Origin of the sequence: Hyphomonas sp., from assembly GCF_046313735.1 — a bacterium.
In the GTDB taxonomy this organism is placed as follows: Bacteria; Pseudomonadota; Alphaproteobacteria; order Caulobacterales; family Hyphomonadaceae; genus Hyphomonas.
In genome coordinates this window covers 54559-72243 of the sequence record NZ_JBKBXW010000019.1, presented here as the reverse complement: position 1 = coordinate 72243, position 17685 = coordinate 54559, and the positions used below count along the sequence as shown (strand labels likewise).

The following is a 17685-nucleotide window of genomic DNA, read 5'->3' as shown; positions in this document are numbered from 1 at the left end:
GGGCCCCCCCCCCCCATTTGCCCCCCCCCGCCCCCGCGGGGGAGGTGGCAGACGGCGAAGCCGGCTGACGGAGGGGGCGGTCCGGGCGGCGGCGAAGCCCAACTACGTAACATTTTGGACTCCCCCGTTGGCGATGCCGCATTTCAGCCTTATGTCACGTTCCGGACAAACCATCAGGAGCGGGCCGCGATGACCACGCCGACGAGCGACATCGACGAGGCCGCGCCTCGGATCTCCGGCAAGAACGAGCTGGTTGAGTATTTCGAGGCGGGCTCGAAACCGCGCGCAGACTGGCGCGTGGGCACCGAGCATGAGAAATTCGGCTTCCTCTGGGACGGGCTGAGGCCGCTGCCCTATGAGGGGCCGGCCTCGGTTCTGGCGATGCTGGAGGGCTTGCGCGACCGGTTCGGCTGGGAGCCGATCCATGAGGGCGGCTATCTGATCGGCCTGAAGAAGGACGGGGCGAGCGTGAGCCTGGAGCCCGGCGGGCAGTTTGAGCTTTCGGGCGCGCCGCTGGAGTCGATCCACCAGACCTGCGGGGAAGTGGGCAGCCATCTGAAGGAAGTGCGCGAGATTGCCGAGCCGCTGGGCATCGGTTTCCTCGGGCTGGGGGCGAGCCCGCTCTGGAGCATGGCGGAGACGCCGGTGATGCCCAAGGGCCGCTACAAGATCATGACGGCCTATATGGACAAGGTGGGCCGGCTGGGGCGGCAGATGATGTTCCGCACCTCCACCGTGCAGGCGAACCTCGACTATGGCTCGGAAGCCGACATGGTGCAGAAATTCCGCGTGTCGCTGGCGCTGCAGCCGCTGGGCACGGCGCTGTTTGCGAACTCGCCCTTCATCGACGGACGGCCGAACGGGTTCCTCTCCTACCGCTCGCAGATCTGGACAGATACGGACCCGGACCGGTCCGGAATGCTGCCCTTCGTCTTCGAGGAGGGGATGGGGTTTGAGCGGTATGTGGACTATGCCCTTAATGTGCCGATGTATTTCGTGCGCCGGGGCGGAAAGTATCTCGATGCGTCGGGGCAGAGCTTCCGGGATTTCCTGGATGGCAAACTGCCGATCCTGCCGGGGGAGAAGCCGGCGATGGATGATTTTGCCGATCACCTGTCGACGATCTTCCCCGAAGTGCGCCTGAAGCGGTTCCTGGAGATGCGCGGATCGGATTCGGGGCCGTGGGACCGGCTGTGCGCCTTCTCGGCCCTCTGGACAGGCATTCTTTATTCGCAGACGGCGCTGGATGCGGCGTGGGACCTTGTGAAGGGCTGGAGCGCGGCAGAGCGCGAGGCGATGCGGCAGGGCGTGCGCACCCTCGGCCTGAAGACGCCGGTGCCGGGCGGGGGAGACATGCAGGTTCTGGCGAAGGAGGTGCTGGCGATCGCCCGCACGGGCCTGCGCGAGCGGGCCAAGCTCTCGGCCTCGGGCGATGACGAATCCGGTTTCCTGTCAGGGCTGGACGAGATCGCCGCCTCTGGCCTCACGCCGGCCGAACGCCTGCTGGCGCGCTATTACGGCCCGTGGGAGCGGGATGTCCGCAAGGTGTTTGCGGAAGAGGCTTACTGAGCCCTCGTTTCCGCTAAGGGGAGGAGCACTCCGGGATGTGCGGACGGTTTTTCCGGGAGGCGGTAAGCTGGGCGGAGTATCATGCCGCGCTGAACATCACGGAAATCAGCGGTGTGGAGCCGCCCGAGGCGAGCTGGAACATTGCGCCGACGACGATCCAGCCGGTGGTGCGGCGGGCGCAGGGCACGGACGCGCGCGAGATGGCGCCGATGCGCTGGGGGCTGGTGCCCAGCTGGTGGCGCAAGCCGCTGAAGGAATGGCGGGCCGTGACCATCAATGCGCGCTCCGAGGAGGTGGCGGAAAAGCCCGCCTTTCGGGGGGCTTATCGTCACCGGCGCTGCCTGGTGCCGGTGTCGGGCTATTATGAATGGTCGGTGCAGGGGAAGGACAAGATCCCCTTCGCCTTCCGCCTGCGCAACCGGCGGCTCTTCTGCCTCGCGGGCCTGTGGGACGCGGCGCTGATCGACGGGTCCGAGCTGCAGAGCTTCACCATCCTGACAACGCGGCCGAATGATTTCACCGCCGGGATCCATGACCGGATGCCGGTGATCCTGAGGCCGGAGGATTATGACCGCTGGCTCGACCCGGAGGCCGGCGACCCCGCGCCGCTGTTCGAGCCGTTCCCGAACGAGGATATGGACGCCTGGCCCATCCGGCCGGCGGTGAACAAGGTCAGCAACAATTATCCGGAACTGCTGGACGAGGCCTGAGGGTGGGGGGCTTGCCGACTGGAGCGGGCGTCTGGTTTTCAGGAAATGAGGGACTGGCCGCAGGGGTTCCCAAAAAAACAGTTTCAGCAGAAACCGGATTGAGCGGGCCCATGCGCCGTGGTGATACTCGGGCGGGCTTTCAGGGCTGCGCAGGGCGCGCGGCGATGCAGGGGTTATCAGGCAGATGATGAACGTGTTTTTTCCGCTGCTGCTGGTGGCAGCGCCGATCGTGCTGGCGCTGTGGCAGATGCGGGGCCAGCCGCGCGGGCTGTATGTGCTGTTCTTCGCCGAGATGTGGGAGCGCTTCTCCTATTACGGGATGCGGGCGCTGCTGATCTTCTACCTCACCTGGCACTTCCTGTTCGAGCGGGATTTCTCGCTGACGCTCTATGGGGCCTATGTGGCGCTGGTCTATCTCGGGCCGCTGCTCGGCGGGTGGCTGGCAGACAAGTATATCGGCTTTCGCAAGGCGGTGACGTTCGGCGCGATCCTGCTGGTGGCCGGGCACGGGCTGATGGGATTCCATGGTCCTCCGGCGACGGAACGTCTGGCAACGGACGGCGCGGTGTATGAACTCGCCCGGCCGGATTATAGCGAGGCGCAGGAGCGCGCCATCGTGATCGACGGGGCGAGCTACCCGCTGCTCAGCTTCGTGCAGCCGGAGCGCGGATCGGATGTCCGTACCGTGAGCTTCGAGCGGGGCGGAGAGACCGTGGCGCTGACCGGAACGCTGGAGCGGGAGCGGGCGGCGCTTTACGAATTCATCCTGTTTGCGGCGCTCGCGCTGATCGTGGCGGGGGTCGGCTTCCTGAAGCCGAACATCTCCACCTGCGTCGGCGCGCTCTATGACAAGGGCGATACGCGGCGCGACAGCGGGTTCACCCTTTATTATATGGGCATCAATCTGGGCGCGTTCCTGGCGGGCATATGGTGCGCGATTGCGGCGGCAAATTATGGCTGGTCGGCGGGGTTTGGCCTGGCCGCGCTGGGGATGCTGGCGGGGCTTGCCGTGTTCGTGCTGGGGCAGGGCTGGCTGGAGGGGCGGGCGGATCCGCCGGCGGATGTTGACCTGAAGACGCCGGTGTTTGCGGGGCTCAACCGGGAATGGCTGGTTTACCTCGCCGGGCTTGGCTTTGTGGTGCTGTGCTTCGTGCTCCTGCAGTTTGCAGCCTTCACCACGGCGGCGATGTATCCTGTGTTCGGCGTGGCGACGGCCGGCGTGCTGTTCTACATGTTCACGAAGCTGGACGCAGAGGCGCGCAACCCGATGATCGGGCTGCTCATCCTGTCGATTTCGTCGGTATTGTTCTGGACCCTGTTCGACCAGGGGCCGACCTCGCTGAACCTGTTTGCGGCGAGCCATGTGACCAACCAGATCGGGACGTATGAATTCCCGGCGCCGGCGCTGCAGTCCGCCAATCCGTTCTTCATCATCTATTTTGCGCCGGTCGTGGCGCTGCTCTGGACGTTCCTCGGCAAGCGGCGCTGGGAGCCGAATTCCTATGTGAAGTTCGGCTTTGCGATGCTGCAGATCGGGGCGGGATTCTTCATCCTGAATATCGGCATCCAGTCGGCCACGCCGGATGCGAATGGCATGTTGCGGATTTCGGTCATCTTCATCCTGCTGATGTACCTGCTGCATACGACGGGCGAGATTTTCCTGTCGCCGGTGGGGCTTTCTGCCGTGACGAAGATGTCGGCCAAGCAGATTGTCGGCTTCATGATGGGCTACTGGTTCCTGGCGGTGACGCTGGCGAATGTGATCGCGGCGGAAGTTGCCAAGCGCACGCAGGTGGCCGAGGGTGCGCCGCCGGAGGAGAGCCTCGCGGCCTATAATGCGGTGTACCTGCAGCTGGGCGGGGCGGCGGTGGCCCTCGGCGTGCTGCTGCTGGTGCTAAGTCCGCTGCTGCGCAAGCTGACGGCGCATGTGGAGGGGCCAGATGCAGGAAAGGATGAGGCGGAAGCGCCGGAAGTGACGGCGAAGGTTTGAGTTGTAGTCCGGATACGGATGGCATCGGTTTGCGTCACGGCCGATGACCGGAAGGTCATCTGGCCGCCCATCTCGTGTTGTTGCTGCTGAGTGAGCGGGCGGGGGTGGGAGATGGGCACCCAGATGGCCTGCAGCCATCGGGTGTGACGAGGGAGGGGAGAGGTGGTTTCTGGTGGGTCGCCAGCAGCCGTTCCGGCCGCTGGCCTTCTCGGGGAAATCGCGGTGCGATTTCTGGTCCCTCGAAGCCCCTTCCGACCCTTCGGGGCACCTCCCCCGTAAACGGGGGAGGAGGGAGTGGTGGCTCAGCCGGCTTCGCTGCTTTCGCCGAAGCCTGTAGGTTGGTCGAGGTCCTGATTGCCGGCGCCTCTGGTGCGGGAGGGGGGCGCGATGATTTCGGGCGGGTCCTGCTGTTGCAGGTAAATGGTCTGGCTGGGGAAGGCGAAGCCGGTGCCGGCGCGCTCGATGATCTTCATGACCGCATAGGCGAAGTCTTCCTTCGCGGCGAGCCATTCGCCCCAGTTGGTGGTCTTGGTGAAGGCGTAGATCAGGAAGTCGATCGAGCTCGCATTGAATGTATCCACACGGACGAAGAGGGGCGCCTCGGGCGGGACAGCGAAGCGGCCATCCTTCACCAGCCAGTCTTCGATCTCGTCGCGGATGTATTTCAGCTGTTCGACGGTGGTGCGATATTCGACCCCGACAGCCCAGCGGATGCGCCGGTGGGTCATGCGGGTGAAGTTGGTGAGCACGGCGTCGGCGAGCTTGGAGTTGGGGACATAGACCGGGCTGCGGTCGAAGCGGCGGATGAGGGTGGAGCGGAAGTTGATCTTCTCCACCGTGCCTTCGACGACGCCGTCCACCGCGATCCACTCTCCGGGCACGAAGCGCTTCTCGCCAATGATCAGGAGGCCGGAGATGAGGTTGCGGAACAGATCCTGCGCGCCGAGGCCGACGGCGATGCCGAACACGCCGAGACCGGCCAGCAGGGGCGCGACCGCGATGCCCCATTGCTGGGCCACCGCGCCGAGGCCGAGGGCGACGAGGATGAATTGCAGCGCCTTGATCATCCAGTCGACAGCGGCCGAGGAGAGCGAGTCCTTCAGCCCCTCGAAGGCATATTCGAGGACGCGGACGGCGCGCGACAGGGTCCAGAAGACGGTGAGGGTGATGATCGACTGGATGACGCGGTTGGCATAGCTCTCGACGGTTTCGCCGATGTCGAGCACCTGGAGCGAGGCGTAGACACCGAGGATGACCGGCACGATCTTCAGCGGCGTGGAGATGGCATAGACGAGCGCGTCGTCGATCTTGGTCTCGGTGCCGGCGGCGGCGCGGGTGATCCACATGACGATGGTGCGGGCGAAGAAGCCGCGGATCAGGAGCGCGACGCTCATGATCAGGGTGACCGTGATGATCTCGCCATAGGTGAGGCCATAGGCGCCCTCATCCCAGATCGAGGCGAGATAGTCGGTAGCGTCCTTCGCCCAGCCCGGGGCGTTGGCGCTCCACCAGCTGGTGAGCTCTGCGGTGGGCGTGGCGGTCATGACGGTGTCCCCTCGTCTGCGATTCCAAATGCCTTCCCCGGCACCTAAAGCGGGCGGGGGGACTTGTTAACTCGCCAGGCGCAGAAAGTTTCAGGATGTTGCGCCGGGGCCGCGCTCTTCGCGCCACTCGCCGGGGGCGAGGCCGCCCAGGGTCCAGCTGCCGATGGCGGCGCGGATGAGGCGCAGCGTCGGGTGGCCAACTGCTGCGGTCATGCGGCGCACCTGGCGGTTGCGGCCTTCGGTGAGGGTGAGTTCGAGCCAGCTGTCGGGAACCGATTTGCGAACCCGGATGGGCGGATCGCGGAGCCAGAGGCCGGGCGGCGGGGCGATCAGCCGGGCGCGGGCGGGGCGGGTGCGGCCATCCTTGAGCTCAACGCCCTGCTGCAGCGCCTGCAGGGCGGCCGGTTCGGGGAGGCCTTCGACCTGTGCCCAGTAGGTCTTGGCGAGCTTGTGGCGGGGGTCTGCAATGCGGGCCTGCAGGCGGCCATCATCGGTTAGCAGCAGGAGGCCCTCGCTGTCATGATCAAGCCGGCCGGCGGGGTAGACGCCGGGGACGGGGATGTAGCCGGCGAGCGTGGGCTTGCCGGAGCCGTCGCCTGAAAACTGGCAGAGGACGCCATAGGGCTTGTTGAACAGGATCAGGGTCATCAGCCGCATTCTGGCGTGAATGCTAAGGATTCGTAACACCAATGTTTACATACCGCGCCTTTACGGCCCGCATTTTGCAGTGCAAAAGGCCGTTGTCCTGCTGCAGGGACATCCCATCTCTATGCTGTGGGCATCCCGCTCATGGCTGTCCCGGAGGGCCCCGACCTTGATCCTCAGCATGCTCAAGGCAAAGCTGCATGGCGCAACTGTCACCCAGTGCGACCTTTATTATGAAGGCTCTGTGTCGATCGACCAGGACCTGCTCGATGCCTCCGGCATCCTGCCGCATGAGAAGGTCGATATCTGGAACGTGACCAATGGCGCCCGGATCACGACCTATGCGCTGGAAGCGCCGCGCGGCTCGCGCACGATTGGTGTGAACGGGGCGGCGGCCCGGCATTTTGCCGTGGGCGACAATGTGATCATCGCGGCCTTCTGCGGCGTCGAGGCCGAAAAAGCGCGCCAGCACGCTCCGACCGTGGTGCTGCTGGACGGCGAGAACGGTGTGAAGCGGCCGGCCTGAGGGGCGGCTTCTTTTTTTCCAAAAATTGATTTCGTCAGGCCTTGCGAGGTCCCCGCCTTCGCGGGGATGAGCGGCGGGCGAGACTTTCTGCGCCCTCATTTCATGTCATCCCGGCGACAGCCGGGAACCAGACTTGAGTCGTGCGTTGCCGCTGCTGGGTTCCGGCGTTCGCCGGAATGACAAGCGGGAGGTGTTGTGGCGAACCGTGGGCCAGCCGCCTTTCAGGCTGCTGGCCTTCTCTGGGACATCGCTTTGCGACTTCTGGTCCCTCGAAGCCCCCTCCGACCGGCTTCGCCGGCCACCTCCCCCGCTTCGCAGGGGAGGATTGCGTTGCACTTCGGTCAAGGCCGGACGCTCTTATCCTCCCCCGTGCTTACGGGGGAGGTGCCCCGCAGGGGGCGGAGGGGGTTAGGCCGCAACCTTCATCACTTCGGCGATGATCTCGATGGAGCGGCGGCGTTTGTCCGGGTCGTACATGTCGGAGACGATCATCAGCTCGTCGGCGTTCGTGCGGGCGAGGAGCTTGTCGAGGCCGCGGCGGACGGTGTCTGGCGAGCCGATGATGGCGACATCCAGCATGGCGGCGGCGCGGGCTTTTTCCTCAGGCGTCCAGTAGGTGTCGATATCGTCGATGGGCGGCTGCATCAGGCCGCGCACACCGCGCACGAGATTGGCGAAGGACATCTGCTGGGAGGTGGCGAGGTATTTCGCTTCGGCGTCGGTTTCGGCGGCGATGATGTTGACGCCGATCAGGGCGTAGGGCCTGGCCATCTTTGTGTTCGGCTTGAAGCGGCTGCGATAGAGGGCGAGGGCGGCGTCGAGCGCCTGCGGGGCGAAGTGGGAGGCAAAGCCGTAGGGCAGGCCAAGCTCGGCGGCGAGTTCTGCGCCGAAGAGGCTGGAGCCGAGGATCCAGATCGGGACGTTGGAGTTCGAGCCGGGCACGGCCTCGATCCGCTGGCCTTCCCGCAGGGGGCCGAGCCACATCTGGAGCTCGATGACATCCTGCGGGAAGCGTTCGGCCTCCTCGGGGTGGACGCGCAGGGCGCGCAGGGTGAGCTGATCTGTTCCGGGCGCGCGGCCGAGGCCGAGATCGATGCGGCCGGGATAGAGGGCTTCCAGCGTGCCGAACTGTTCGGCGATGATGTAGGGCGCGTGGTTGGGCAACATGATGCCGCCGGCGCCGACGCGGATGGTCCTGGTGCCGGCGGCGATATGGCTGACGACGAGGGAGGTGGCGGCGGTGGTGACGGCGGGCATGTTGTGATGCTCGGCCACCCAGAAGCGCTTGTATCCGAGGGCTTCGGCATGCTGGGCGAGGCGGCGGGCTTCATTGAGAGCGTCGGCGCGGGTCGAGCCTTCGCGCACGCGGCCAAGTTCAAGAATGGAGAGTGCCGGCATGGGCGGGCTCCTGTCTGGGTCAGGGGGAGAGATGGGGCCTGTGGGGGCGGATACCAATGGGGGCCGCAGGGTCAGCGGTGTTCGTCACCCCCGATGACCGGAGGTCATCCGGGGGGCGATCGACTGAGAGGTCCGCTCCGGATGGGGGTGGCTGCAGGAGATGGGCTTCCAGACCAGCTCCGCTGGCCGGGAGTGACGAAGGTAATGAGGGCTGGGGTCAGAACCCAGCAGGCGGTGGCAGGCCGGGGGATGACAGGCAGATCGCCTTGAAGCGTTCGCCCATTTCGGCGGGGTCGATCAGTTTGCGGGCGGCGGCGAAGACGTCGTCGGCTTTGTCGGGGTTGGCCTTGATCAGCTGGGTCAGGCGGGCCTGCGCGCCGAGGCCGAGCAGGAACATGCCCTGCGGCGAGGGGCCGGTGACATCGAGGCCGGCGGCGGCGGCGAGGCGGGCGAGGCGGCCGAAATCGACGTCCACCGTCAGGTCTGACACGCCCGGCGCGTCCAGCGGGGAGACCTGCCGGCCGGCGCGGTAGGCGCGCAGCGTGTCGCCGGGGGCGCGGTCGGCGGGGCCGTAGTCGATATAGAGCGCGCGGAAGGGGGCGGTGCGCGTCGCAAGGTCTGCGATGGCGAGGTCGAGGCCGGTCTGGACTTCGACGACATCGCCGGTCAGCGCGGCGCCGTCCGGCGGGCGGGGCTCGTCTGCGGCGAGGCCGAAGGTGAGGCGGCGCTCCGGGCCGAGGCCGATGACGCATTCGCGCCACTGGCCCCGGTCGAGCCGGAACTGGCGGGCGGGCAGGCAGTCGAGATATTCATTCGCCACCAGCAGCATCGGCCCGTCCGGCACTTCGGCGAGGGTCGAGTGGAAGGCCGGACGGTAGCGGCCGAGGCGTTCGCGCTGGATTGCGCGCAGGGCGGGGCTAGGCTCGACCAGGGTGAGGCAGACGGATTCCTCGAAGGCTTCCCCGCCGGCGAAGGACGCTATGCGCAGCGCGTCGGCCATCAGGAGGCCGCGTCCGGGGCCGATCTCGACGAGGTGGCAGGGGGCGGGGCTGCCAAGCGCGCGCCATTCATGCACGAGCCAGAGGCCGATGAGTTCGCCGAAGAGCTGGCTGGTTTCGGGCGCGGTGGTAAAGTCCCGGCCAAGGCCCGGGCGGGTCGCGTAATAGCCCTGTGCGGGGTCGTGCAGGGCGAGGTGCATATAGGTGGACAGGGGGATCGGGCCCCCGGTTTCGATCAGGCGGACAAGCCGTTCTTCAAGGGTCATAGGGTGGTCAGGTCCGCAGATTCAGTCTGGCAAGCCCTTCAGCGCGCCTTGGCCGGGACAAGGTAGGCTGCGCCGAATATGCCGGCGAGGAGTATCAGCACCCAGGAGGTGACGGAATTGACGCTGTAGACGTCCATCTCGCGCATGGCCCAGTGCAGCGCCACATGCATGACGGCGAACACGCAGATGCCATAATGGATCAGCGGGCGGCGGGTGAGCTCGGCAATGACGAGGAGGCCGATGACGACAGGAACATGGGCGAGCAGGATGATCTGCTCCAGCATGTCCAGCCCGCCGAACGGGTTGCCCGGGGCGAACCACAGGATGGATTCCAGCTCATGCGTGATGAGACAGGCAGCCGCTAACCGGTACAGACTGTCGGAAGGTAATTGCACCGCCCCATGCGCTCCCTTTGTATCGTTTTTTAAGTATTAACACGTAATCTGGGGCATTAAAACTATAATCGCCGGTAATTACTTACGTTTCAGGGCGTTCCAGACGAGCCAGGCGCCGCCGATCCACATGGGCGCGGACAGGATCATTCCCATCGTCAGCCATTCCGGCAACCCCTGGACGAAAGCGTCGGGCTCGCGGAAGTTCTCCGCGATGGAGCGGCCGATGCCGTACATCAGCAGGAACAGTCCGGCGACGAGGCCGGGGCGTTGCAGCGCGCCGAAGCGCCAGATGAGGATGGACAAGACGAGCAGCGGCAGCCAGCCTTCCAGGACAGACTCATAGAGCTGGCTGGGATGGCGGGCGAGTTCGTCGCCGCGATAGACCCATTCGCCGGTGTCCCAGTTATAGGCGGGCGGGGTGGCGCCGGGGACATAGCCTTCGGGGAAGACCATGCCGACGGAGGATTCGGTCGGGCGGCCATAGAGTTCGGCATTGGTAAAGTTGGCGATGCGCACGAGGCCGATGCCGATGGGAGCGGTGACGCCGGCGATATCGCCGACCGAGAAGAGGTTCACGCCGCGCCTGGCTGCGAACCACCAGAGCACGATGGCGACGCCGAGGATGCCGCCATGGAAGGCCATACCGCCATCCCAGACGCGCAGGATGGTCAGCGGATCGGCTGCCAGCACGTCCATCTGGTAGGGCACCATGTAGAAGAGGATGTAGCCGAGGCGCCCGCCGAGAATGATGCCGATGATGATCCAGAACATCAGGTCATCGAGGCCGTCCCTGGTCAGCGGCGCGGTGCCGCCGAAGAGGTGGGGGCGTTTCAGGAGCTCGCTGCCATACCACCAGGCGAGGCCAATGCCCGCGATATAGCCGAGCGCATACCAGCGCAGGTGGAATTCCGGCAGGCCGATGAAGCCGAGGTCGATCGAGAAGAGCGCGGGGCTCCATTCGGGAAAATCGAGCGCCGCCGCTAGCGGGACAAGCAGGAGGCTGGTCAGGAGGTCTGTCATGCGGCGTCTTTTCCCTGTCTGGCCGGCGACCTATCTGCTAGGCAGCGGGCTTACCCGCGCGAAGGAGTAGCGGCATGGCAGGCACAAATCCACTGCTCGATGACATTGCGGGCCTGATGACCGGCGCGCTGGGCGCGGCGCGGGCGGCGGGCGAGGAAGCCAAGACGGCGGCGCAGGCCCGCGTGCGGGCGCTGATCGCCGATATGGACCTGGCTGGCCGCGATGAGGTCGAGGCGCTGAAGGCGATTGCGGTCGCAGCGCTCGAGCGGGCCGAGGCGCTGGAGGCACGCGTGGCGGAGCTGGAAGCGGCCATCGCAGCGGATTCCCCCGAAAGCTGACCCGTTAACTGCGTCTTCACCTAGACAGGGCGGCCTGCCTCCCCTTCAACTGAAGGGATGTTTGAAGTGTTGGAATCCGGCCGCGAATCCGGCAGCCTGTTCCGGCACTATGCGGAGGGCGGCGCATGAGTCTTGATTTCAACCGCGAAGACCTGACGGGGTTCGACCCGCTGGACCTCATCGAGGATGTGCTGGAAGGAGCCGGATGGCCCGCCGAGCGCGATGAGGAAGGCACGCTGCAGGTGGTGGCCGAGACGCGCTGGGGCGATATGGGCGCGCTGTTCGCCTACCGGCCTGAGCCGGCGGCGGTGCATTTTTCGCTGACGCTGGATGTGAAGCCTGTGGCCGCGCGCAAGGCGCAGCTGGCGGAACTCGTGATGCTGGCGAATGAGCGGCTCTGGCTCGGCCATTTCGACTACTGGCTGGACGATGGCGTCATCATCTTCCGCTACACCTTCCCGATGGACGGGCGCGATGAGCTGACCGAGGGCGAAGTGCGCGCGGTTCTGGCAGCGGCGGTGAGCGCGGCGGACCGGTTCATGCCGGCGTTCAACTTCCTCGTCTGGGCGGGCAAGTCTCCGCGTGAGGCCATCGACGCGGTGATGTTCGAAACTTCCGGCGAGGCCTGAGGCTCCAATCATGGCAGGTGCGCAGACCCTGACGCTGATCGGCGCGGGCCGGATGGGCACGGCCCTGCTGCGCGGCTGGCTGGCCTCCGGATTGCCGGGGCCGATCCGGGTGCTGGAGCCGCAACCCGGCGATGAGCTGAAAGCCTGGGCGACGAGCGGGCGCGTGCGGCTTAATCCGGATCCGCAGCCTTCGGCGCTGCTGGTGATGGCGGTGAAGCCGCAGCAATTTACGGCTTCCAGCGAAGTGGCGCGGCTGTTTGCGGGGCCTGAGACGCTGGCGGTGTCGATCATGGCGGGGGTGAAGCTGGCGCAGCTGTCGCGCGGGCTGGGCACGGCGCGGGTAATCCGGGCGATGCCGAACACGCCGGGCGCGATCGGGCGGGGCGTGACGGCTTTTGCTGCGCCCGAGGAGATGGACGCGGCCGGGATTGCCGAGGCGCGCCGCCTGCTGGCGCCGCTGGGCGAGGTGCACGGGCCGGTCGATGAGGCGCTGATGCCGGCGGTGACGGCGCTGTCGGGATCGGGGCCGGCTTACCTGTTCCTGCTGGCCGAGACGATGGCGGCGGCCGGAGAGGCCGAGGGCCTGCCCAGGGAACTTGCCGAGGCGCTCGCCCGGCGCACGGTGGAGGGCGCAGCCGCCCTTCTGGCGCAGAGCGGGGAGGCGCCGGACGCGCTGCGCCGGGCGGTAACTTCACCCGGCGGCACCACCCAGGCGGCCCTTGACATCCTGATGGGGACAGGTGGGATGCCTGACTTGCTGAAGGAGGCCATCCGCGCCGCCGCGTCGCGTGACCGGCAGTTGTCGAAGGAGGCCGGCTGAGTCAGCGCAGGAGGCGAGCTTGGCAGAGGCCGGGACGGTGATCGAGCAGGGGCTGGTTGCGGCGCTGGAGCTGGCCGCTGATACGCCGTGGACGGAGATCACGCTGGCGGCCATTGCGGCAAAGGCCGGGCTCGCACTGTCCGACTTCCACGGCGCAGGCGGGCGCGAGGCGATTGTCGAGGCGCTGGACGGATATTTCGACAAGGCGATGTCGGCCGAGGGCGTGCCGGAGGAAACGCTGGCGCGGGAGCGCTTGTTTGAAGTGATCATGAAACGGTTCGAGGCGATGGAGGATCATCGCGCGGGCGTCCGTGAACTGATGAAATTCCGCGAGACCTCGCTGGCGCATGTCGTGCGCCTGCCGGTGCATCGTCATGCGAGCGCGGCCTGGGCGCTGGCGTCTGCGGGCCTCGATGATGACAGCGGGGCGCCGGCGAGCCTGAAGCGGATTGCGGTGGCCTTCGTGATTGCCGAGACCGAGCGGGCCTGGCGCAAGGATCATCATGGTGACTTTGCGCTAACGATGGCGGCGCTCGACAAGGGGCTGCGCCGGGCGGAGGAACGCCTCGGCCAGTTCCGGAAATGGACCGGCCGGAAGGGCGGCGGGTCAGATAATGATAAAAGAGAGAATGAGGAAACTGCATGAGCCGTCCTGGCCTCGATACACACCCGCTGGAGCTGACGCCCGGTTGGTTCAATGAGCTGTTTGCCGAAATGGGCGTGGATGCGACCGTCCGTTCCCTGACGGCCAAGTCCATCGGCACCGGCCAGATCGGCGAGAATGTGCGCTTCGTGTTTGACTATGAACGCGCAGGCGCAGGCGCGCCTGAGACGCTGGTGGGGAAGTTTCCCTCTGCCAGCGAGGCGAGCCTGACGACGGCGAAGCTGCTGGGTCACTATATGCGCGAGGTGTTCTTCTATCGGACCTTTCCGAAGGTTGCCGGGCGGATCACGCCGGATGCGCTGTATACAGATTATGACGAGGCGACCAACCGGTTTGCCCTGATCATGGAAGATATGGCGCCGGCCGAGCAGGGCGACCAGCTGAAAGGCTGCGGGCCCGAGGAGGCGAAAGTGGCGCTGTCGGCGGCGGCAGTGCTGCATGCGGCGCACTGGAATGATGCGGCGCTGGATAGCTATGACTGGCTGCAGGGAACAGCGGCGGCGCCGCCGCCTGCGCTGGCGCCGGAAATGGTGGCGGGCCTCTGGGGCGGGTTCAAGGAACGGTATGCGGCGCATCTCACGCCGGACCTGATCGAGGTGGGCGATGCGTATGCCGCCTCGCTACCGAAATGGGGCGCGGCGTATGACGGGCCATTTGCGCTGACGCATAATGATTTCCGGCTGGACAACATGCTGTTTGCGCCGCCGGGGGCGAAGAAGCCGGTCGCCATCGTCGACTGGCAGACGCCGGGCAAGGGCGCGCCGGCCAATGATGTGGCCTACTTCATTGGCGCGGCCCTGACGCGGGAGGAGCGCCCGAAGCATGAGGAGGCGCTGCTGCGCCATTATCACGGCGCGCTGGCGGCCGAAGGGATCACGGATTATTCCTTCGAGGACCTCAGGACCCATTATCGCTGGTTCAGCTTCTACGGGATCTCGGTAGCGTTCGGTGCGGCGATGCTGGTGAAGCAGACCGAGCGGGGTGACGAGATGTTCCTGACGATGCTGCGCCGGCATTGCGCGCAGGTGCGGGATAATGATGCGCTGGAGCTGCTTGCGGCGCTTTGAGGAGCTTTCGCCCAAATCCTGCTGAGTGAGGTTCGTCACTCCCGATGGCCAAAGGCCATCTGGGAGCCCAACTCCTGACAGACCCCCAAAATCCTGCCGAAAAGATGGGAGATGGGCCCCCAGATGCGCTGGCGCGCATCGGGGGTGACGAGCGTCAGGTTTCGTTCGGAATATTGCAGCTTACCTCTCCGCTCTGTCATCATCGGGGCGGGAAAAAGGCCGGATTCGCGCCAGAGTCCCGCGCCGGAACAGGTTTCCAAACGGTGTGCTAACGGGGGCGCAAAAACTGCTCTTCGAGGGCAAGGCGGGGCTTAAACCGCTTCCTGTAAAGTCCGGATCACAGACCCCGGAGAAGCCGGGTGTGTTGTCATCACCAGGATACAGGTAATGCACATGGAAATGCAGAACGCACGCCCCATCAGCGTCAAGGGGCCGGATGGGCAGAAGATGACCCTCGCAGACCTGCCGTCGCCGAACATCTCCCGCTGGGTGACCCGCCGTAAGGCGGAAGTGGTGGCAGCCGTGACCGGCGGCCTCCTGACCCGCGAGGCTGCCTGCGAGCGCTACAACCTCACCAGTGAGGAATATGAGGCGTGGGAACGCCTTTATGCCCGCCACGGTGCCAAGGGCCTCCGCACGACGCGCCTTCAGCAATACCGGCGTTAATCCGGTATTAGCCACGTTAAACCGCCCTTAAGGCGGGCCTTCTAGCCTCTCCGGAGAGATCCGGAGAGGCTGATGGCAATTGGACTGGTCGCAAGCACGCCTGAAGAGGCGATCCGGACGCGGCGGCTGGCCGCGCTGCTGATTCTGGCGATTGCGCTGGCGCTGGGCGTCTGGCGGGCGGCGAGCCTGCTGACCGGGCCGGACATGACGCATCATTCCCCGGCTGAAGCATCGCTGGCGGCGCTGGTGGAGCCTCTTTCGGGCAAGAACCGGGCGCGGGTGTCGGTGACGCATAACCGTGAGGGCGGGCGCACGGTGTTCGTGCTGCTGGATGCAGGCGCCGGCGCGGTGCCGGTGAAGGCGGATGTTGAGCGGGTGCTGACGGCAGCGGCGGGCATCGACCCGGCGCGCGGCGACCGGCTGGCGGTGGAAGAAACAGTGTTTGCGCGCGGGCTGCCCGGGCGTCCGGATGCGGCGGCCTGGGCAGAGCTTGGCGCGCTGGGCATCATGGGGCTGCTGGCGGCGGCGATCGCGATGTTCCCGGGGAGGGCGCCTGCAGCGTCTGTTACAGTTCGGGCCGAGACGCGCCCTGAAATCCGCCCGGAAGCGAGCATTCGCCCGTTGCGCCCGGCGGCGGTGCCTCTGCCATCCGATGCGGTGGAGCTGGCCCGGCGCGACCCGGCGAAGGCGGCGGAGGTCTTGCGCGGCTGGATCGGGGCGCGGGATAAAGCGGGATGAGCCTGCCAGCGATTCGACCCTTGCCGACGAGCGGCGCTCAGGGAACAGCCCGCGCCGCGCGGCTGATGCGGGCGCTTGGCCCGGATGCCAGCGCGCTGTGGGCGGAGCTGACCCCGGCTGAAGTGCGCCTCCTGAGCGGGGCAATGGACGAGCTTTCCGAGGATGCCTCGGCTGATGCCGAGGCTGCGCGCCTGTTTTCGGAGGCGGCGCGGCGGTTTTCCGATGCCGCCCGGCCGATCAGCGATCTGGCGGGGCAGGATGTATGGCGGGCGCTGTCAGCGCTGCCGGCAGAGACGATGGCGGACATTGTGCGCGCGGAGCGGCCCTCCGTGGTGGCGCTGATCCTGTCGCGGCTGTCGAGCGAGGCGGCGGCGCGGGCGCTGCGGATGCTGCCGTCCGGCCTTGCGGTGGAGGCGATGCGCGGGCTGCTGGCGCCGGGCGAGGCGCATGCCGGCGCGGTGCGCAGCCTGGAGGCGTATCTGGGCCGGCGGCTGGAGGCGCTGGGCGCAGCGGCGGCCGCGAGCGGGCCGGCGCGCGTGGCGCAGATTTTCGACCGGATGGATGGGGGCGCCGAGGGCGTATTCCTGACCGCGCTGGACACCGCCGAACCCGGCGCGGGCGAGCGGGTGCGCGCGCTGATGTTCACATTCGATGACCTTGCGGGCCTTGATGCCGCCGGGCTGCAGACGCTGCTGGCTTCCGTCAGCCGGCCGGTGCTGACCACCGCGCTGAAAGGCGCGAAGGAGGCGACGGTGCGGGCCTTCTTCGCCAACATGACCCAGCGGGCAGGCGAGCTGCTGCGCGAGGAGATGGCCGCGCTCGGCCCGGTGCGCCGCAGCGATGCGGAGGCCGCGCGGCATGACATCGTGGCGCTGGCGCGGGAGCTGATCCAGCAGGGCGACATCTACCCCGGCGGGGCCGGCGCGCTGATTGATGACGAGCTGATCGAATGAGCGGGGCGGCGATGCAGGCAGGGGCGCGGGCTGTGCCGTTCGAGTTCCGCGCGGACTTTGCGGCGCCGGAGATGCAGGCGGATGCCGGGCCGGACTCGATCCGTCTGACGGCGGAGGAAGTGTTTGCGCTGATCACCAAGGTGCGCCGCGATACGCTGGCCGAGGCCGCGCGCGGCGAGGTGCAGGCGGCGCTGGCGCAGGTGGAGGCGGTGGCCGGCACTCTGCGCGAGGTCATGGGCGATATGGTGCAGCTGATGGGGCAGATCGAGGCGGCGGGCTATGAGGCGGCCGTCGAGGCGCGGATGCGCGTCAGGCTGGAGGCGGCGGCGCGGCGGCTGATCGACGGGCAGGGCGAGCTTTTTGGCGCGGCGGCGACGCTGAGCCGGGGGCTGGACAAGCCCGCAAGCGGCGGGGCAGGGTCTGGCCTATGACAGAGCCACGCAATCCCGCCCTCGAGAAGATGCTGCTGGACGTGCCCGTGCCGGTCGAGGTCGTGCTCGGCGAGGTGCGCATTAGCCTTGAGGAACTGATGGCGATGTCGCCGGGCGAGATTGTCGCGCTGGACCGGCAGACGCAGGAGCCGGTGGATATCTATGTCTCCGGCCGGCTGATGGCGCGGGGGCGGCTGGTCGTCTCCAATGGCGAGCTGGGTGTGACGCTGAGCGAGATCGTGGACGCGCGGCCGGCGGCCTGAAACGCGCTGGCGGAAATTAGTTACATCTGGAACTAATTCGGGATCGGGCTTATAG

20 protein-coding genes are annotated in these 17685 nt (G+C 66.7%); 14 read left to right on the top strand and 6 right to left on the bottom strand.

Annotation, left to right across the window (positions count from 1 at the left end):
* Positions 1-189: 189 nt before the first annotated feature.
* From ACK4SV_RS10790 to ACK4SV_RS10780, 3 genes are all read left to right on the top strand, one after another.
* Complete coding sequence (locus tag ACK4SV_RS10790; protein WP_409917832.1) at positions 190-1569, top strand: glutamate--cysteine ligase; 1380 nt, start codon at positions 190-192, stop codon at positions 1567-1569.
* 35 nt (positions 1570-1604) lie between these two features.
* On the top strand, positions 1605-2279 hold the full coding sequence (locus tag ACK4SV_RS10785; RefSeq protein ID WP_409917831.1) for an SOS response-associated peptidase: 675 nt from the start codon (positions 1605-1607) through the stop codon (positions 2277-2279).
* A gap of 184 nt (positions 2280-2463) precedes the next feature.
* Positions 2464-4269 carry a peptide MFS transporter gene (locus ACK4SV_RS10780; protein WP_409917830.1) on the top strand — a complete coding sequence of 602 codons (1806 nt, stop codon included), beginning with the start codon at positions 2464-2466 and terminating at the stop codon, positions 4267-4269.
* A 302-nt stretch (positions 4270-4571) separates the two neighbouring features.
* Here the strand turns inward: ACK4SV_RS10780 and ACK4SV_RS10775 are convergent, their stop codons facing one another.
* Both ACK4SV_RS10775 and ACK4SV_RS10770 read right to left on the bottom strand, forming a co-directional pair.
* The gene (locus tag ACK4SV_RS10775) at positions 4572-5813 is read right to left on the bottom strand and encodes a mechanosensitive ion channel family protein (RefSeq protein ID WP_409917829.1); all 1242 of its coding nucleotides are present in this window, start codon (positions 5811-5813) and stop codon (positions 4572-4574) included.
* A gap of 90 nt (positions 5814-5903) precedes the next feature.
* Complete coding sequence (locus tag ACK4SV_RS10770; protein WP_409917828.1) at positions 5904-6461, bottom strand: rRNA large subunit pseudouridine synthase E; 558 nt, start codon at positions 6459-6461, stop codon at positions 5904-5906.
* A 166-nt stretch (positions 6462-6627) separates the two neighbouring features.
* On the opposite strand from ACK4SV_RS10770, the gene panD reads away from it, so the two are divergent.
* On the top strand, positions 6628-6984 hold the full coding sequence (panD, locus tag ACK4SV_RS10765) for an aspartate 1-decarboxylase (RefSeq protein ID WP_409917827.1): 357 nt from the start codon (positions 6628-6630) through the stop codon (positions 6982-6984).
* A gap of 408 nt (positions 6985-7392) precedes the next feature.
* Here panD and ACK4SV_RS10760 read toward each other — a convergent pair whose 3' ends face one another.
* The 4 genes from ACK4SV_RS10760 to lgt all read right to left on the bottom strand — a co-directional run bounded on the left by ACK4SV_RS10760 (position 7393) and on the right by lgt (position 11061).
* Complete coding sequence (locus ACK4SV_RS10760; RefSeq protein WP_409917826.1) at positions 7393-8382, bottom strand: LLM class flavin-dependent oxidoreductase; 990 nt, start codon at positions 8380-8382, stop codon at positions 7393-7395.
* 217 nt (positions 8383-8599) lie between these two features.
* Complete coding sequence (locus ACK4SV_RS10755) at positions 8600-9646, bottom strand: class I SAM-dependent methyltransferase (protein ID WP_409917825.1); 1047 nt, start codon at positions 9644-9646, stop codon at positions 8600-8602.
* Positions 9647-9684: 38 nt separating this feature from the next.
* Complete coding sequence (locus ACK4SV_RS10750) at positions 9685-10041, bottom strand: DUF6713 family protein (RefSeq protein ID WP_409917824.1); 357 nt, start codon at positions 10039-10041, stop codon at positions 9685-9687.
* A gap of 78 nt (positions 10042-10119) precedes the next feature.
* The gene (gene lgt, locus ACK4SV_RS10745) at positions 10120-11061 is read right to left on the bottom strand and encodes a prolipoprotein diacylglyceryl transferase (RefSeq protein ID WP_409917823.1); all 942 of its coding nucleotides are present in this window, start codon (positions 11059-11061) and stop codon (positions 10120-10122) included.
* 74 nt (positions 11062-11135) lie between these two features.
* On the opposite strand from lgt, the gene ACK4SV_RS10740 reads away from it, so the two are divergent.
* The 10 genes from ACK4SV_RS10740 to fliN all read left to right on the top strand — a co-directional run bounded on the left by ACK4SV_RS10740 (position 11136) and on the right by fliN (position 17630).
* Positions 11136-11399 carry an accessory factor UbiK family protein gene (locus tag ACK4SV_RS10740; RefSeq protein WP_409917822.1) on the top strand — a complete coding sequence of 88 codons (264 nt, stop codon included), beginning with the start codon at positions 11136-11138 and terminating at the stop codon, positions 11397-11399.
* Positions 11400-11524: 125 nt separating this feature from the next.
* Positions 11525-12028: a YbjN domain-containing protein gene (locus tag ACK4SV_RS10735; protein ID WP_409917821.1), complete on the top strand. Its 504-nt coding sequence runs from the start codon at positions 11525-11527 to the stop codon at positions 12026-12028.
* Positions 12029-12038: 10 nt separating this feature from the next.
* The gene (gene proC / locus ACK4SV_RS10730) at positions 12039-12848 is read left to right on the top strand and encodes a pyrroline-5-carboxylate reductase (RefSeq protein ID WP_409917820.1); all 810 of its coding nucleotides are present in this window, start codon (positions 12039-12041) and stop codon (positions 12846-12848) included.
* A gap of 19 nt (positions 12849-12867) precedes the next feature.
* Positions 12868-13494, top strand: a complete 627-nt coding sequence (locus ACK4SV_RS10725) for a hypothetical protein (protein WP_409917819.1) — start codon at positions 12868-12870, stop codon at positions 13492-13494.
* Positions 13491-14579 carry a phosphotransferase gene (locus ACK4SV_RS10720; RefSeq protein ID WP_409917818.1) on the top strand — a complete coding sequence of 363 codons (1089 nt, stop codon included), beginning with the start codon at positions 13491-13493 and terminating at the stop codon, positions 14577-14579. The genes ACK4SV_RS10725 and ACK4SV_RS10720 overlap by 4 nt, the downstream gene beginning before the upstream one ends.
* Before the next feature lie 393 nt (positions 14580-14972).
* Positions 14973-15245: a DUF1153 domain-containing protein gene (locus ACK4SV_RS10715; RefSeq protein WP_409917836.1), complete on the top strand. Its 273-nt coding sequence runs from the start codon at positions 14973-14975 to the stop codon at positions 15243-15245.
* A 72-nt stretch (positions 15246-15317) separates the two neighbouring features.
* On the top strand, positions 15318-15983 hold the full coding sequence (locus tag ACK4SV_RS10710) for a hypothetical protein (protein ID WP_409917817.1): 666 nt from the start codon (positions 15318-15320) through the stop codon (positions 15981-15983).
* Complete coding sequence (locus tag ACK4SV_RS10705) at positions 15980-16936, top strand: FliG C-terminal domain-containing protein (protein ID WP_409917816.1); 957 nt, start codon at positions 15980-15982, stop codon at positions 16934-16936. The genes ACK4SV_RS10710 and ACK4SV_RS10705 overlap by 4 nt, the downstream gene beginning before the upstream one ends.
* Positions 16933-17367, top strand: a complete 435-nt coding sequence (locus ACK4SV_RS10700) for a hypothetical protein (protein WP_409917815.1) — start codon at positions 16933-16935, stop codon at positions 17365-17367. The genes ACK4SV_RS10705 and ACK4SV_RS10700 overlap by 4 nt, the downstream gene beginning before the upstream one ends.
* Positions 17364-17630 (top strand): flagellar motor switch protein FliN, encoded by a 267-nt coding sequence (fliN, locus tag ACK4SV_RS10695; RefSeq protein WP_409917814.1) that lies wholly within the window; start codon positions 17364-17366, stop codon positions 17628-17630. The genes ACK4SV_RS10700 and fliN overlap by 4 nt, the downstream gene beginning before the upstream one ends.
* Positions 17631-17685: the final 55 nt, after the last annotated feature.

What these genes read in the sequence shown, in the direction of transcription:
- ACK4SV_RS10770 (WP_409917828.1), bottom strand. Translation starts at nt 6,461, where the DNA reads ATGACCCTGATCCTGTTCAACAAGCCCTATGGCGTCCTCTGCCAGTTT.
- ACK4SV_RS10790 (WP_409917832.1), top strand. Translation starts at nt 190, where the DNA reads ATGACCACGCCGACGAGCGACATCGACGAGGCCGCGCCTCGGATCTCC.
- ACK4SV_RS10785 (WP_409917831.1), top strand. Translation starts at nt 1,605, where the DNA reads ATGTGCGGACGGTTTTTCCGGGAGGCGGTAAGCTGGGCGGAGTATCAT.
- ACK4SV_RS10740 (WP_409917822.1), top strand. Translation starts at nt 11,136, where the DNA reads ATGGCAGGCACAAATCCACTGCTCGATGACATTGCGGGCCTGATGACC.
- lgt (WP_409917823.1), bottom strand. Translation starts at nt 11,061, where the DNA reads ATGACAGACCTCCTGACCAGCCTCCTGCTTGTCCCGCTAGCGGCGGCG.
- ACK4SV_RS10705 (WP_409917816.1), top strand. Translation starts at nt 15,980, where the DNA reads ATGAGCCTGCCAGCGATTCGACCCTTGCCGACGAGCGGCGCTCAGGGA.
- ACK4SV_RS10715 (WP_409917836.1), top strand. Translation starts at nt 14,973, where the DNA reads ATGGAAATGCAGAACGCACGCCCCATCAGCGTCAAGGGGCCGGATGGG.
- ACK4SV_RS10720 (WP_409917818.1), top strand. Translation starts at nt 13,491, where the DNA reads ATGAGCCGTCCTGGCCTCGATACACACCCGCTGGAGCTGACGCCCGGT.
- ACK4SV_RS10780 (WP_409917830.1), top strand. Translation starts at nt 2,464, where the DNA reads ATGATGAACGTGTTTTTTCCGCTGCTGCTGGTGGCAGCGCCGATCGTG.
- proC (WP_409917820.1), top strand. Translation starts at nt 12,039, where the DNA reads ATGGCAGGTGCGCAGACCCTGACGCTGATCGGCGCGGGCCGGATGGGC.
- ACK4SV_RS10775 (WP_409917829.1), bottom strand. Translation starts at nt 5,813, where the DNA reads ATGACCGCCACGCCCACCGCAGAGCTCACCAGCTGGTGGAGCGCCAAC.
- ACK4SV_RS10700 (WP_409917815.1), top strand. Translation starts at nt 16,933, where the DNA reads ATGAGCGGGGCGGCGATGCAGGCAGGGGCGCGGGCTGTGCCGTTCGAG.
- ACK4SV_RS10755 (WP_409917825.1), bottom strand. Translation starts at nt 9,646, where the DNA reads ATGACCCTTGAAGAACGGCTTGTCCGCCTGATCGAAACCGGGGGCCCG.
- ACK4SV_RS10735 (WP_409917821.1), top strand. Translation starts at nt 11,525, where the DNA reads ATGAGTCTTGATTTCAACCGCGAAGACCTGACGGGGTTCGACCCGCTG.
- fliN (WP_409917814.1), top strand. Translation starts at nt 17,364, where the DNA reads ATGACAGAGCCACGCAATCCCGCCCTCGAGAAGATGCTGCTGGACGTG.
- ACK4SV_RS10710 (WP_409917817.1), top strand. Translation starts at nt 15,318, where the DNA reads ATGGCAATTGGACTGGTCGCAAGCACGCCTGAAGAGGCGATCCGGACG.
- ACK4SV_RS10760 (WP_409917826.1), bottom strand. Translation starts at nt 8,382, where the DNA reads ATGCCGGCACTCTCCATTCTTGAACTTGGCCGCGTGCGCGAAGGCTCG.